This is a genomic window from Amycolatopsis sp. VS8301801F10 (assembly GCF_046195355.1).
GTDB lineage: Bacteria > Actinomycetota > Actinomycetes > Mycobacteriales > Pseudonocardiaceae > Amycolatopsis.
Window position 1 is genome coordinate 7,668,676 of sequence record NZ_CP176065.1, and the last position, 13,348, is coordinate 7,682,023.

Genomic DNA, 13,348 nt, shown 5'->3' on the forward strand with positions numbered 1-13,348 from the left:
GGTCAGGTGGTCTTGACCGGTTCCGGCACGGCCTTGTCGTCCTTCGTACGCACCGCGCCGAACACGAGCACCAGCAATCCGCCGACCACGCCGAGCAGCCCGGCGACGAGGCAGATCGTGTTCAGGCCGGAGACGAACGCGTGCTGGACCGCCCCGGTCAGCCCGCGGTTGGCCGCCAGCAGTTCGCCGGCCCCGCCGCTGGCGAGCTTTTCCGCGGCGGCGTGCGGGTCGGCGACCGAATGCGACGACTCGAACGAGGACTGCACCGCGGAGGCGAAAATGAGTCCCAGCACCGCGACGCCGAGCGCATAACCGAACTGGCGCAGCGTGTTCACCGCGCCGCCCGCCATGCCCGCGTCCTTCGGCGGCACCGCGGCCACCGCGGCCGAGACCAGGGTCGGGGTTCCGAGACCGATCCCGATGCCGGACACCGCCAGCCCGAGAATCACCGCCGACGAATCCGCGTCCGCGCCGATCCCGGCTTGCAGCAAGGCGCCGCAGCCGACGATCAGCACGCCGAACCCGACCGACCAGCGCGGCGCGACCCCGTGCAGGAACCGCCCTGCCAGCAGGGAGGCCACCAGCGCGCCGCCGCCCTGTGCGGCGAAGACCAGCCCGCCTTGCATCGGTCCCGCGCCGAGCACCGATTGGATCCACAGCGACGTGAACGGCATGTAGGTGAACGCCGCGACCTGCAGGACCAAGGTCGCCACCATGATCATGTTGAACGCTTTGCTGCGCAGCAGGCGCAAATCGATGAACGGCGATTCGGCCCGCAATTCGACGATGACGAACACGACCAGCGCCACCACCGCCGCCGCGAAAACGAGCAGCGTGCTCGGGTCGGTCCAGCCGGTGCCGTTGACCAGGATCAGCCCGTAGACGATCGCGGTGGCGGCCACCGCGAACGACACCATTCCGGGAATGTCGAACTTCCGCTGCGCGCGCTTTTCCGTCTCGTGCAGGCAGCGCAAGGTGATCAGGACGGCGACGAGGCAGATCGGGATGTTGACCCCGAAAATCCACCGCCAGTTCAGGTATTCGGTGATCAGCCCGCCGACCAGCGGACCCGCCGCGCCGGCGACGCCGTTGACCGCGCCCCAGACGCCGAACGCGGTGCCCCGGTCCCGGCCGGTGTAGTGGTCGGCCAGCAGCGCGATCGTCGTGGCGTACATCGCCGCCGCGCCGATGCCCTGCACCGCCCGCGCGGTGACGAGGAAAACCACCGACGTGGACAACCCGCAGGCCAGCGAGGCCACCGCGAAAACGGCGAGGCCGTACAGATAAACCCGGCGACGGCCCACGATGTCCGCCACCGATCCGCCCACCAGCACCAGAGCCGCCAGGGCCAGCGCGTAGATGTCCAGCACCCACTGCAACCCGGCCAGCGTGGTGTGCAGGCCCACCGCGACGCTGGGCAGCGCCACGGACAGGATCGTCAGATCCAGCAACAACATGAAGGTGCCGAGGCATACGCCCACCAACGGCCACCACTTGCGCATCGATTCCCCCTGACCAGCCAAAAGGGTGAGATGTCGGATCTCACGGCGAGCAGGATGCCTGGTCGGGCCGCACTCCCTCCACCTCTGCGCGGCAGATCGGCGAAGACCTCCACGAGAAGGCTCCAGATGACGGATTCGCTCATCTCCGGGACTGTGGGCGACCTGTTTTCGCCTGCCTGCGCCGCCACCACAGCGACAGCATGGATTGTGACACAGTTCACGTCCGATTTGTCTGATTACCGGGTCCTCTCCCGCGGTCATGCTTCAGGTCCGAACCGCACTCGACCGTGAGGAGACCGCATGAGCGGCAAGGAAACCTTCCCGATGGCACGGGCGGCCGGCTGCCCCTTCGACCCCGCCCCCGGATTGACGAAGCGGGCGCCGGTGTCCCGGGTACGGCTGTGGGACGGCAGCGAGCCCTGGCTGATCACCCGGTACGCCGACGTCCGTGCGGTGCTGGCGGACTCGCGCGTCAGCGTTGACGTCGCACAGCCCGGTTTTCCGCATACCAACGCGGTCAGCAAGGCACGCGACGCGCGGATGAAGACGTTGATGCAGATGGATCCGCCGGAGCACACCGTCCAGCGGCGGCTCCTGGCCCCGGAGTTCACCGTCCGGAAAATGGCGGCGCTGCGGCCGCGCGTTCAGGAACTGGTCGACGGTCTCCTCGACCGGATGCTGGCCGGGCCGAATCCGGCCGATCTGGTCGAGGCGTTCGCGCTGCCGCTCCCCTCGCTGGTGATCTGCGAACTCCTCGGCGTCCCCTACGCGGACCGCGACTTCTTCCAGGGCGTGGCCCGGACGCTCGTCATGGACGACCCGGACCCGGCACGCGCCGTGGCCGCCAGCGAAGAGCTGAACGCGTACCTGGAAGACCTGGTCGCCGCGAAAGCCGCCGAGCCAGGCGATGATCTGCTGAGCAAACTCCAGCAGCGCGGAGCGATGACTTCGCGCGAGATCGCCGTTCTGGGCCAGCTTCTTCTGGTGGCAGGACACGACACCACCGCGGCCATGATCGCGTTGGGCACCGCTGTGCTGCTGACGCACCCAGAGCAGTTCCGCGACGCCACCGCCGACCCGGTGGAGGAACTGTTGCGCTACCTGTCCATCACGCACACCGAAGCCCGGCGCGTCGCGTTGGCGGATCTGGAGATCGGCGGGCAGCTCATCCGCGCGGGCGAGGGGATCATCGCGGTGAAGAGCACGGCGAACCGGGATCCGCTGGCCTTCCCGGATCCCGGCCGCTTCGACGTCCGCCGTTCCGCGCGCCACCACGTCGCTTTCGGTTACGGACGGCACCTCTGCCTCGGCGCGCCGCTGGCCCGGGTCGAGCTGGAGGTCGCGTACTCCGCGTTGCGCCGCCGGATCCCGACGCTGGAGCTGGCGGCGCCGCTGGATCGCTTGGAGTTCAAGGAGAACGCGATCTTCTACTCGGTGCGCGAGCTGCCCGTGACGTGGGCGAGCACGTTGACGACGGTGCCGCCCGGGTCCTCGACGAAGAAGCGCCGCACGCCCCACGGTTCGTCGGTGAGCGGATAGACGACGCGCAGCCCGCGCCGGACCGCCTCGGCGTGGGCTCGCTCGACTGCCTCCGGTTCGCCGAGGTCGACGCCCCAGCGCGGCACGGGGTCGGTGCTCCCGGGCGGAAGGACGAGCACTTGGGCGGCCGGGTCGTCGCGGCTGCGGAAGCCGAGGACGGGGTCGTCCATGGCGACGTCGAGCCCGAGGACGTGGACGTAGAAATCGCGGGTCGCGGTGTTGTCGGAGCCCTCGGAGTAGGCGATGATGCGCTTGATCACCGGGCCAGCGTCGCAGACCGGTTCGCCGAGGGCTTGGAAAAAAGGGAGCTAGCTGTATGAGGCCATGACGTTGGTGACGCCGGTATGGAGCCGGGTGACTGGTGGCTGGTTTCCGGCGGCAGTGTGTGGTCGATGGTAGTGGTAGTGGATGTTCCAGACGGTCAAGGCTGCGGTGCGGTGTTCTTCGCTGAGCCAGACGTGCGCGTAGAGGAACTCTTCGGCCAGGATGCGGTTGTAGCGCTCCACTTTCCCGTTGTGGCGTGGGGTGTAAGGCGTGATCCGCTGATGCCGGGCCCCTCGTAGGACGGTGGCGAAGTCGTTCGCGCGGTAGCAGGCGCCGTTGTCGGTGACCAGGCGGTGGATGTGGGTGATGCCGTGCGCGGCGAAGAACGCGCGAGCGCGGTGGACGAACCCGATCGCGGTGCGGGCTTTCTCGTCGGGCAGGGCTTCGGTGTAGGCCAAGCGGGAGTGGCCGTTGACGGCGGAGTGCAGGTAGATGCAGCGGGCCCGCCCACCGCGGGTTCTGCTGCGGCGGGCGCGTTTGTCCTGGGTACTGCCTTTGCCGTGGATCCGCCAGCCGCCGCCGTCGGGAGTCCGACCGGTCTTCTTCAGGTCGAGGTGGACCATGTGCCCGGGCCAGCGAGCGATGATCCGGCGTGGCTGACGGTTGCTGTCGCCGGTCGGGTCGAGGAACCGACGCCGGTTCAGGCCGAGCTGCAGCAGGTGCCGGCCGACGGTCCGCACCGAGATGGTGATGCCCTCGGCGGCCGGCTCGGTCGCGATCCGGCGGGCGGAGTGCTTGCGTTGCCGGCGCAGCTGCTCGATCCGGGCCACCACCTCGGCGGGGGTGGCGGTGGGCTGGCGGCGCGGGACGCTGGGACGGTCGAGCAGGCCGGCCTCGCCATAACGACGCCAGCGGTTGACCCACTTGGATGCGCATTGGCGGGAGACGCCCATCTCGGCGGCGACGTGGGCGGTCGGGCGGGTCTGGCAACGCGCGACGAGCCGGCGGCGGCCCTCGACAGCCAGCGGGGCATTACGGTGGTGCACGGACGGGTCTGTCTGTTCGGAGGACGAGTTGGTCGCACTTCTCATCCTGCCGCCGAAAGACCCGTCCCTCGTCTCAAATCCTGGCCCGCGCCACCAACGTCATGACCCGCAACAGCTAGCCGCCGGCGGAGTAGGCGACGCGACGGTGCCGTCCGGGACGCTGGACCCGCCAATGCCGGCCGCGCGACGACGACCGGCCCGAACCGCGAGCCGCCAACGCCAGGTGACGCTCCGCGAACTGCTCCGCGGTGATGCTCATCAGAACCGGGTACTTGACCTCCCCGCGCGACAACTCAGCGTCGCGAAGCCGGCCCTCCTCCCGGAACCCCAGCTCGCCGTGCAGCGACAGGGAAGCGAAATTGCTCCCGTTCACGCTCACCTCGCACGCCCGGTACCGGCACCGCCCGAACATGAAGGCCAGCAGCAGCGCGACGGCGTCGGCGGCGTACCCGCAGCGGCGGTGCTGCGGGCCGATCCCGATGCCGTAGCTGAACCGGCCGGAGAACGGGTCCGTTTCGACCCACACGGAGCCGACCAGCGTCCGGTTGTGCAGGGTCTCGATCGCGAAGTGGAAACCGTCCGGGGAGGAGTGCGCGCGGTGCGTCGCCCAGTGCCGGTAGCCGCCGACCCGCGGGTCCCGCGCCCGGACCGAGTCCCGGTCGAATCCGGCGAGGGTGCGCTGGTCGCCGGGGCGGACCGCGCGCAGCCGCACCTTCCGGCCGACCTCGTCGACCCGCCACGGGGCGACGGCTGCGGACCCGGACCGCCGAGACGCGTTCGTGATCATCGGGAGTGATGGTACCGGGCCGCGCCCGGACGGCTCGCACGAGAATCCCCGAGCGGAGCCGGACCCGGTCACTCCCTGCAGTTTCCCTTGACCGGAGCGGGTTTCTCCGGATCGAACTGGCCCGGTTCCTGCGACAGCGACGGTCCGGCGAAGTCCGGGTCGGCGAACGCGGGGGCGAGCAGGCGCTGCTTCGCCGCGACGCACGAGACCTCGGTGAAGTACCCGCTGGTCTCGCCGAGCCACAGGCCGCGGCTGCCCGGCGCCCAGGCCGAACCGCTGCGCAGCACGTAGTCGGCGTCGGTCCGCACGAACGGCTCCAGGTCGCCCGGTCCCTGGACCACCCGGCCGCCGGGATCGAAGGCGTAGGCCACCACGTACGAGACGTGCAGGTACAGCTCCCCGGCCTCGCCCGGCCGCACGGTCATCTTCCCGGTCATCCTCGGCTTCACCGGCAGCAGACGGTAGCCGTCCTGCAGGTAGACCACGTAAGCCTGCGGATCGGCCTGGAGCCGGTCCCTGCCGTCCGGGGCGAAAAGGCCGATGTATCCGTCCGGGTGATGCCCTTCCAGGACGTCCTTGTCGAAGTGCGCGACCTCGACCGCGTGCTTGACCCGCTCCTGCGCCTCGCCGACCTGCTTCGCGGAGAACGAGCCGACCTTCGCCGGGGCCGGGACGGTCAGTCCGGCGATGCCCTCGGGCCAGTTCTGCGCCGGGGTGTTGAGGAACGGCTTGGCCAGGTCGACGTGGCCGTAGTCGGGAAGGGTGCTCGGAGCGGGCGCGGTGGTGGTGGACACCGGCGCGGCCGGACTGCCCCCGGCGACCTCCTCCGGGCTCGTCCCCCGCTTCCACACGTAGAACCCCGCCGCCGCCACGACGACCACCACCGCCGCCGAGAGCACCGCCGCCCTGAGCCTGCGCGCGCGGCGGCGCTCCCGGCGCAGGCCGGTCCGGGCTTCCTTCTCGGCGTGCCGCCGCCAATCCGGGTCCATCAGGTCCGGGTGGCTTTCGATGTCGTGGTCGTCCACTCGCTCCGCCTCGCGTCGTCGATCTCGCAACCAAAGATCGACAACCGCGGGCGGGCGTTACGGGCGGCGGGTCTTCGCAATCAATTCGGAACCCGGCCGGACCTCAAATCAGTTTGCACGGAATGTCGGTGTTTTCGTCGAGGTGATACGAAGCGCACACGCGGTGGTAACCGTCCGCGACGACCAGGTCGTCGGCCGTCTCGAAGCCGGGGTGGCCGTGCCCGCGGACGAGCAGCACCGGCGAAAGCGCCTTGCCGTCCTTGACCTTCTCGAGGTCCTTCTCGACGTGCGCGTTGTCCTCCGGCAGCAGCCTCAGCTTGCTCGCCCGCAGGATGTCCTTCGCCTTGCGACGGGTCAGCTCCGCTTCTTTCAGCTCCCGGACCAGACCCGCCGCGACCGCGTCGGGCGCGATGAGGGTGAGGTAGTCGAACGCCGCCGGGTAATCGTGCTCGTCCGGTTCGTCTTTCCAGTGCTTTTTCACGACGCCTCCCTCGATTCCGCCGGCAGCCATTGTCGTCCGGTCCGGGCCGGGCGGACCAGGTCCGTCGCCCGATTGCGAAGCGGTCAGCGGCGGATCAGCCCCCGCTCCTTGCCCGCCGCCACCGCCGCGGTCCGGGAGTCCACTCCCAATTTCGCGTAAATGTGCACCAGATGCGATTTCACCGTCGCCTGGCTCAAAAACAGCCGCTTGCTGATTTCCTGGTTCGACAGTCCGTCCGCGACCAGCCCCAGCACCTCGATCTCGCGCGGCGACAACGCGGCCGCCGGGGCGCGCATGCGGTTCATCAGCCGGTGGGCGACCGCGGGGGCCAGCACGGTCTGCCCGGCGGCGGCGTTGCGCACCGCGGCGGCGAGGTCCTCCGGCGGGGCGTCCTTCAGCAGATAGCCGGTCGCGCCCGCTTCGATCGCGGCCAGGATGTCGCCGTCGGTGTCGTACGTCGTCAGGACCAGGACTCTCGGCGCGTCCGCGGCGGAGGTGATGTGCGCGGTCGCTTCGGAGCCATGCATTCCGGAGCCGAACTGGAGGTCCATCAGCACCACGTCCACGCCGCTCGCCAGCCGCACGGCCTCCTCCGCGGACGAGGCTTCGGCGACGACCTCCAGATCCGGTTCGGTCTCCAGGACCGCGCGCAGTCCGGCGCGGACGACCGGGTGGTCGTCGGCCAGCAGGAGGCGGATCATCGCGGGTCCACCGGGAAGCTCACGGCCAGCGCGGTGCCGTTGCCGGGGGACGATTCCACCGTCCACGAACCGCCGAGCGAGCGGGCGCGGGCGCGCATCGCGGGCAGGCCGAAGCCGCTGCCGCCGCGCACTTCCCGCGGGTCGAAGCCGATGCCGTCGTCCACGGCGTCCAGGGTGACGCTCGTGTCCATGTAGCTCAAGGTCAGTTCGGCCCGGCCGGCCGCGGCGTGCCGGACGGTGTTGGCCAGCGCCGACTGGGCGATCCGCAGCAACGCGACCTCGTACGCGGTGGGCACGTCGAACGGTTCGCCGCTGAGGTGAAAGTGGACAGTCAGGCCGGAACGCTGCTGCGTGGTCGTGCACAGGCGTTCCAGCGCCGCCGGCAAGGAAGAGCCTTCCAGTTCCACTGGGGCCAGCGCGTAGACGAGGCGGCGGGCTTCGGTGAGGTTGTCCTGTGCGGCTTGCCGGGCCTGGGCGACGTGCGGGACCGCGGCGTCGGGACGGTCCGGCAGCGCGCGTTCGGCGGCGCGCAGCAGCAGGTGGATGCTCGACAGGCCCTGCGCCAGGGTGTCGTGGATTTCCCTCGCCAATCGCTCGCGTTCGGCCAGGACTCCGGCGGAGTGTTCCATCGCGGCCAGATCGTTGCGGGTCTCGCGCAACTCCTCGATGAGCCGCCGCCGTTGTTCGCTTTCCCGGTAGAGCACCTGGTAGCCGAGGACGGTGGCGATCGCGACCGCCGCCCCGAGCGTCGGGCCGAGGAGCACGCCGATGCTGAACGCGCCTTGGTGGCGGGTGAACCCGGCGATCGCCAGAACGGTGGTCAGCGCGACGACGGCCGGGCCCCAGCGGGTCGGCAGCAGGTGCATTTGCAGGAAGTACAGCGGGAAAGCCAGCCACACCCCGTCCGGCGTGAGCCACAGCAGCACGAGCCACGCGACGCCCAGCACGGCCAGCCAGGTCGCCGTCGCACCCGGGAGGCGGCCGATTCGCGGCAGCAGCGGGCCCACCGTGTAAACGCCGCCCATCACCAGGGCCCCGGCCAGCACCGCGGGCGCGTGCGGCTGTCCGTCGGCGAACGCGCGCGCGACGGCGAGCACCAGCAGCCCGGCCAGCAGAAGGTGCAGGCAGACGCGCAGCACGCGCAACGGCCGGTCGAGGGTCTGCGGATTCACGAAAGCGGCTACCTCCCCTGCCGATTGTCCGTGTCCCGGCTGGAATCCGCATCAATCGAAAGGTTGAGCGGCGAGTGCGCCCATCGATTCCGGGGAGACCGTCCGCGGCGCGATGTCTCCGCGCCTCGGCCGGAGCACGCTGGAGCGCACATCGAGAAGGAAGGGACGCACATGTTCGTCGCGTGGCGGGATCTGCGCTTCGCCAAGGGGCGGTTCGCGTTGATGGGGACCGTCATCGTGCTGATGACGTTGCTGGTCGGGCTGCTGTCCGGGCTCACCTCCGGGCTGGCCGAGAAGAGCACGTCCGCGATCACCGGGTTGCCTGCCGACCACCTGGTCTTCGCCGATCCCGGCGACGGATCGCTCTCGTTTGGACAGTCCACAGTGACCCGCGCGCAGGCCGAGGAGTACGCCCGGGTGCCCGGAGTGACCAGCGCGGAACCGATCGCGATCAGCACCGCCAGCGCGGCGGTCGGCGAGCGCACCGCGACGTTGGCGGCGTTCGGAGTCCGGAACTCAAGGCCAGGCACGGTCGTCTTGTCCACGAGCGCCGCAGACGCGTTGCAAGCCCGCGAAGGCGACCAACTCACGCTGCAAGGCCAGAAAGTCACCGTGTCCGCCATCGACGGAGACGCCTCCTACAGCCATCTCCCGGTGGTGTGGACTCACTTCACCGGTCCAAACGCGACAGTGCTCGCGGTGACCACCGATCCGTCCGCCGATATCGCCGCGGCAGATGCGCGGATCGGCACCCGGACCGTCACGAAGGACGATGCGTTGTCCGCCATCGGCTCCTACTCGGCGGAAAACGGCTCGCTCCAGCTCATGCGCGGCTTTCTGTTCGTGATCTCCGCACTGGTGATCGGCGCGTTCTTCACCGTGTGGACGATCCAGCGCAGCCGCGACATCGCGGTGCTGAAGGCGCTCGGCGCGACCACGAAGTACTTGCTGCGCGACGCGCTCGGCCAAGCCGTCGTGCTGCTGATCGGCGGAACTGCCCTCGGGACCGGCCTCGCTGCCGCGCTCGGAGCGGTCGCGTCCGGAACGGTGCCGTTCGTGCTCAGCGCGGGCACCTTGCTCGGCCCGGCTGCGATGCTGGTGGTCCTCGGCGCGCTCGGCGCCGCGCTCGCGGTCCGCCGCATCACCTCCGTCGACCCGCTGACCGCCCTCACCTCCGGAGCGCACTGATGAGCCTGCACCTGTCCGGCATCACCCTGACCTACCCCGACGGCGATTCCCGCCTCACCGCCCTCGACCAGGTCGACCTGCACGTGCCCGCCGGAAACGTCGCCGCGGTCGTCGGACCGTCCGGATCCGGGAAATCGAGCCTGCTCGCCGTCGCCGCGACCCTCATCCGGCCCGATCACGGACGCGTGGTCGTCGGCGGCGTCGACACCGCCGAGCTGGACCGGGCCGCGCTGGCGGAGTTGCGGCGCACCAAGATCGGGATCGTGTTCCAGCAACCGAATCTGCTCGCGTCGCTCACCGCGGTGGAACAGCTGGAGGTCATGGCGCACCTGAACGGAACGCCGCGTCGCGAGGCGACAAACCGAGCGAAGGAGCTGCTCGACGCCGTCGGGCTAACTGATCGCGCGGCGCATCGGCCAGGGCGGCTTTCCGGCGGACAGCAGCAGCGAGTGAACATCGCGCGCGCCCTGATGAACGAGCCCGCCGTGCTGCTGGTCGACGAGCCGACGAGCGCGCTGGACCAGGACCGCGGCGCGGCGGTCGTCGATCTGCTCACTACGATCACGCACCAGCAGGCGACGGCAACCGTGCTGGTCACCCACGACCGCTCCCACCTCGAAGGGGTCGACTCGGTGCACGAGGTCGTCGACGGACGGATCCACCAGCCGGCCCGGGCCGGCGCCGAGGAGAACCGATGACGAAGAAGATCTACTGGGCCGCCGCGATCTACACGATCCTCGGCCTGCTCGGCGGGCTCTACTACCGCGAACTGACCAAAGCGGAGCATTTCACCGGCGACACCCAGCTGTCCATTGTGCACACCCACCTGCTCGCGCTCGGGACGCTGGTATTCCTGATCGTCCTGGTGCTGGACAAGGTGTTCACGCTGTCGGCGACCCGCTCCTTCGCACCGTTCTTCTGGATCTACCACGCCGGGATGCTCGTCACGGTGGGCGGAATGCTCGTGCACGGCACGCTCACCGTGCTGGGCAAGGAATCCGGCCCGGCGATCGCCGGGATCGCCGGGCTGGGGCACATCCTGCTGACGGTCGCGTTCGTATTGCTGTTCGTGGCGCTGCACGGGCGGATCTGGAAGCCCGCCGAGACCAAGGCGTGACGTGAGGGGAACCCTGAGGGAATCAGATTCCCCCAGGGTTCCCTTCACGGACTTACCGGCGGCGGAAGGTCACAGCCGCGAGACCAGCCCCCGCCAGGGCGATCACCGCCGAGCCGACGAAGGCGACCGAGTAGCCGTTCGTCAACGCCGCTGGGTCGCCGAGCGCGCCCGCGCCCGAAGCCGCCGCCAGTGCGGTCATCACGGCCAGCCCGAGCGCCGAACCCACCTGGTAGCCGGTGTTCACGATTCCCGACGCGAGCCCGCCTTCTTCCGGCCGGGCCGCGGAGATCGCCGTGCCGAGCGACGGGATGAAGGCCAGCGACATCCCCAGTGCCGCGACCAGCGACGCGGGCAGGACGTCCGCCCAGAAGCTGCCGTCCGCGCGCACCAGCGCGAGCCAGCCCAAGCCGGCCGCCAGCACCAGCAATCCGGCCACGATCGGCGGCTTCGGGCCGAACCGGCCGATCACCCGCGGGGCCAGGGCGATCATGCCCAGCATGATCAGCGCGGTCATCGGCAGCAGCGCGGCGCCGGCCGGGAAGGCGCGGAACCCGAGAACCTGCTGCAGGTAGAGGTTCAGGAAGAACCACATCGGAATCCAGGCCGCGCCGAGGAAAACCTGCGCCAGGTTCGCCGCGCCGAGCCGCGGGGCGCGGAAGACCGACAGCCGCATCAGCGGGGTGCGCGCTTTCGCTTGGCGGACAACGAAACCGGCCAGCAGCACGAGGCCGGCAGCGAGCGCGATCCAGGTGGACGTCCATCCCGCTTCCGGAGCGCGCACGATCCCGTACACCAGCGTGCCCAAGCCGAGCGTGACGGTCAGCGCACCGAAAACATCAACCGTGCCACGGGTTCCGGTCGCTCCCCCGGGCAGCACGGCGCGAGTGGCGAACAGCGCGAGCACCGCGATCGGCACGTTCAGGTAGAACACCCACGGCCACGACAGGTATTCGGTGATCACCCCGCAGAGGAACACCCCGGCGGTGCCGCCGGCCGGAGCCGCCGCGCCGTACAGCGCAAGGGCTTTCGTGAGTTCCTTCGGGCTGCTGCCGAAGAGCATCATCAGCAACGTCAGCGCGGACGGGGCGATCAGCGCGGCTCCCGCGCCCTGCACGATCCCGCCGGCGAGTTCGACCGGCACGTTCCCGGCGGCTCCGGCGAGCACCGAACCGGCCAGGAGTATCGCCCATCCGGTCGCGAAAAGCCTTCTGGCGCCGAACAAATCCGACAGCCGCCCGCCGAGCAGCAGCAGGCCGCCGAAGGCGATCACATAGGCGTTGAAGACCCAGGACAACGTGCTGGGCGTGAAGCCGAGAGCGTCGCGCATGCGCGGCAGGGCGACGCCGATGATCGAGGTGTCCATGATCACCATGAACTGGGCCAGTGCGATCAGTCCGAGCGCCCACCAGCGGAGCGTGTTCGGCCGGGTTTCCTGTGCGGTGGTCATCGTTTTCTCTTTCTCTTCAAGGGGATCGGCAGCACGGCATGAAGCTGCTCAGGCCGCGTCGAGGACGAAGTCGGCGGTGCGCACCGTGCCCTCGGCCTGGAAGTCCAGGTACAGCAGGTAGCGGCCGGTCGTCGGGGCCTCGGCGTGGAACCGGATTTCCCCGGGCTCCCCGTCGCCGAGCGCGTGGATGTGCAGGTAGGCGAGGTCGCCCTGGCGCAGCGCGACCAGGTGGCCGAACGAACCCAGGTACGGCTCCAGCTCGGTGACCGGCTGTCCGCCGCGGGTCACGCGGGCGGTCAGCATCGTCGCCGCGCCCGCCGCGAGCGTGCCGTCGAGGGTCACTTCGTAGCCGTCCACCACGTCCTTCGCGACAGGTTCCGCGGCCTGCGGCTGGTAGTCGCCGGCGACCTCGACCGTCCGCGACAGCGTCACGCTCTCGCCGCCCGCCGGAGTCAGGTCGGCGAAGACCCGGTAGGCGCCCGCCGCTGCCCAGGTCCACGGGATCGACCAGACGCCGGTCTCCGGGTCGAGCACCGGATGGCGGTGCCGGAAGTGCGCGCCGTCCGTGCGAACCACGATCAGGTGCAACTGCTTGCCGTGCGCCTCCTCGTATTTGGTGACCGGCTGTCCGTCGGCGGTGCTGACAGTGAACGCAAGCTCGCCGTCCTCCCCCGCGCGGACGGGGGCGTGCACGACGCCGAGCTGGACCCCGCCGGCCGAAAGTGCGGTGCCGTTGCCGTTCATCGAACTCTCCTTCACTCGTTTTCGACGCCACGGACTTTATACCCCCTAGGGGTATTTGGAAGTGTGTCCTGGGTCTCCTTTCGGGCGACGCCGGCCCTTGTCTCGGGCTGTGCCCGGCGTTACGCTTCGGCAACGGCAGTGCGCCCGCACCGCCCGTTCCGTTCGCTCTCGAGGAGGTGCGCGATGCTGCTGACTTCCGGCCAGCTCGCCGACCTCCGCCAGCGCACGCGCCAGTCCGCCTGGAACAAGGGGCGCGTCGCGCACGGCTGGCCAACGCGGCACTGAGCGGTCTCCCCGCTCGGCCGCGCTCGCGCACGGGCTCCCCCAGTCCCGTG

Annotated in this window: 14 protein-coding genes; 4 read left to right on the forward strand and 10 right to left on the reverse strand. The window is 70.0% G+C overall.

Annotated features, from left to right (window positions below; translation table 11 throughout):
- Window positions 1–2: 2 nt before the first annotated feature.
- The gene (locus F9C11_RS35085) at window positions 3–1,502 is read right to left on the reverse strand and encodes an MFS transporter (protein WP_409181658.1); all 1,500 of its coding nucleotides are present in this window, start codon (window positions 1,500–1,502) and stop codon (window positions 3–5) included.
- 300 nt (window positions 1,503–1,802) lie between these two features.
- Here F9C11_RS35085 and F9C11_RS35090 point away from each other — a divergent pair, with 300 nt between their 5' ends.
- Window positions 1,803–3,041 (forward strand): cytochrome P450, encoded by a 1,239-nt coding sequence (locus F9C11_RS35090; RefSeq protein ID WP_409181659.1) that lies wholly within the window; start codon window positions 1,803–1,805, stop codon window positions 3,039–3,041.
- Here F9C11_RS35090 and F9C11_RS35095 read toward each other — a convergent pair.
- From F9C11_RS35095 to F9C11_RS35125, 7 genes are all read right to left on the reverse strand, one after another.
- A complete protein-coding gene (locus F9C11_RS35095; protein ID WP_409181660.1) occupies window positions 2,930–3,301 on the reverse strand; it encodes a VOC family protein in 372 nt (123 codons plus the stop codon). The two genes, F9C11_RS35090 and F9C11_RS35095, sit on opposite strands and share 112 nt — an antisense overlap.
- A 48-nt stretch (window positions 3,302–3,349) precedes the next feature.
- Entirely contained in the window at window positions 3,350–4,351 is a 1,002-nt protein-coding gene (locus tag F9C11_RS35100) for an IS481 family transposase (protein ID WP_409181661.1), read from the reverse strand.
- A 115-nt stretch (window positions 4,352–4,466) separates the two neighbouring features.
- Window positions 4,467–5,063 carry a GNAT family N-acetyltransferase gene (locus F9C11_RS35105; RefSeq protein WP_409187039.1) on the reverse strand — a complete coding sequence of 199 codons (597 nt, stop codon included), beginning with the start codon at window positions 5,061–5,063 and terminating at the stop codon, window positions 4,467–4,469.
- Between the two features lie 143 nt (window positions 5,064–5,206).
- Window positions 5,207–6,163, reverse strand: coding sequence for a hypothetical protein (locus F9C11_RS35110; RefSeq protein ID WP_409181662.1), 957 nt, complete (start codon window positions 6,161–6,163; stop codon window positions 5,207–5,209).
- Window positions 6,164–6,266: 103 nt separating this feature from the next.
- Entirely contained in the window at window positions 6,267–6,644 is a 378-nt protein-coding gene (locus F9C11_RS35115; RefSeq protein ID WP_409181663.1) for a hypothetical protein, read from the reverse strand.
- 83 nt (window positions 6,645–6,727) lie between these two features.
- Entirely contained in the window at window positions 6,728–7,345 is a 618-nt protein-coding gene (locus F9C11_RS35120; protein ID WP_409181664.1) for a response regulator, read from the reverse strand.
- Complete coding sequence (locus F9C11_RS35125) at window positions 7,342–8,517, reverse strand: sensor histidine kinase (protein WP_409181665.1); 1,176 nt, start codon at window positions 8,515–8,517, stop codon at window positions 7,342–7,344. Before F9C11_RS35125 ends, F9C11_RS35120 begins: the two co-directional genes overlap by 4 nt.
- A 171-nt stretch (window positions 8,518–8,688) precedes the next feature.
- Here F9C11_RS35125 and F9C11_RS35130 point away from each other — a divergent pair, with 171 nt between their 5' ends.
- Genes F9C11_RS35130 through F9C11_RS35140 form a run of 3 tightly spaced genes read left to right on the forward strand, consistent with a single transcriptional unit; the run spans window position 8,689 to window position 10,822 of the window.
- A complete protein-coding gene (locus F9C11_RS35130) occupies window positions 8,689–9,705 on the forward strand; it encodes an ABC transporter permease (RefSeq protein ID WP_409181666.1) in 1,017 nt (338 codons plus the stop codon).
- Complete coding sequence (locus F9C11_RS35135) at window positions 9,705–10,403, forward strand: ABC transporter ATP-binding protein (protein WP_409181667.1); 699 nt, start codon at window positions 9,705–9,707, stop codon at window positions 10,401–10,403. Before F9C11_RS35130 ends, F9C11_RS35135 begins: the two co-directional genes overlap by 1 nt.
- On the forward strand, window positions 10,400–10,822 hold the full coding sequence (locus F9C11_RS35140) for a DUF2871 domain-containing protein (protein WP_409181668.1): 423 nt from the start codon (window positions 10,400–10,402) through the stop codon (window positions 10,820–10,822). The genes F9C11_RS35135 and F9C11_RS35140 overlap by 4 nt, the downstream gene beginning before the upstream one ends.
- Before the next feature lie 52 nt (window positions 10,823–10,874).
- Here F9C11_RS35140 and F9C11_RS35145 read toward each other — a convergent pair whose 3' ends face one another.
- Both F9C11_RS35145 and F9C11_RS35150 read right to left on the reverse strand, forming a co-directional pair.
- Window positions 10,875–12,269, reverse strand: coding sequence for an MFS transporter (locus F9C11_RS35145; protein WP_409181669.1), 1,395 nt, complete (start codon window positions 12,267–12,269; stop codon window positions 10,875–10,877).
- Between the two features lie 48 nt (window positions 12,270–12,317).
- Window positions 12,318–13,013 carry a hypothetical protein gene (locus F9C11_RS35150; RefSeq protein ID WP_409181670.1) on the reverse strand — a complete coding sequence of 232 codons (696 nt, stop codon included), beginning with the start codon at window positions 13,011–13,013 and terminating at the stop codon, window positions 12,318–12,320.
- Window positions 13,014–13,348: the final 335 nt, after the last annotated feature.

What these genes read in the sequence shown, in the direction of transcription:
- F9C11_RS35135 (WP_409181667.1), top strand. Translation starts at nt 9,705, where the DNA reads ATGAGCCTGCACCTGTCCGGCATCACCCTGACCTACCCCGACGGCGAT.
- F9C11_RS35140 (WP_409181668.1), top strand. Translation starts at nt 10,400, where the DNA reads ATGACGAAGAAGATCTACTGGGCCGCCGCGATCTACACGATCCTCGGC.
- F9C11_RS35085 (WP_409181658.1), bottom strand. Translation starts at nt 1,502, where the DNA reads ATGCGCAAGTGGTGGCCGTTGGTGGGCGTATGCCTCGGCACCTTCATG.
- F9C11_RS35120 (WP_409181664.1), bottom strand. Translation starts at nt 7,345, where the DNA reads ATGATCCGCCTCCTGCTGGCCGACGACCACCCGGTCGTCCGCGCCGGA.
- F9C11_RS35145 (WP_409181669.1), bottom strand. Translation starts at nt 12,269, where the DNA reads ATGACCACCGCACAGGAAACCCGGCCGAACACGCTCCGCTGGTGGGCG.
- F9C11_RS35090 (WP_409181659.1), top strand. Translation starts at nt 1,803, where the DNA reads ATGAGCGGCAAGGAAACCTTCCCGATGGCACGGGCGGCCGGCTGCCCC.
- F9C11_RS35130 (WP_409181666.1), top strand. Translation starts at nt 8,689, where the DNA reads ATGTTCGTCGCGTGGCGGGATCTGCGCTTCGCCAAGGGGCGGTTCGCG.
- F9C11_RS35150 (WP_409181670.1), bottom strand. Translation starts at nt 13,013, where the DNA reads ATGAACGGCAACGGCACCGCACTTTCGGCCGGCGGGGTCCAGCTCGGC.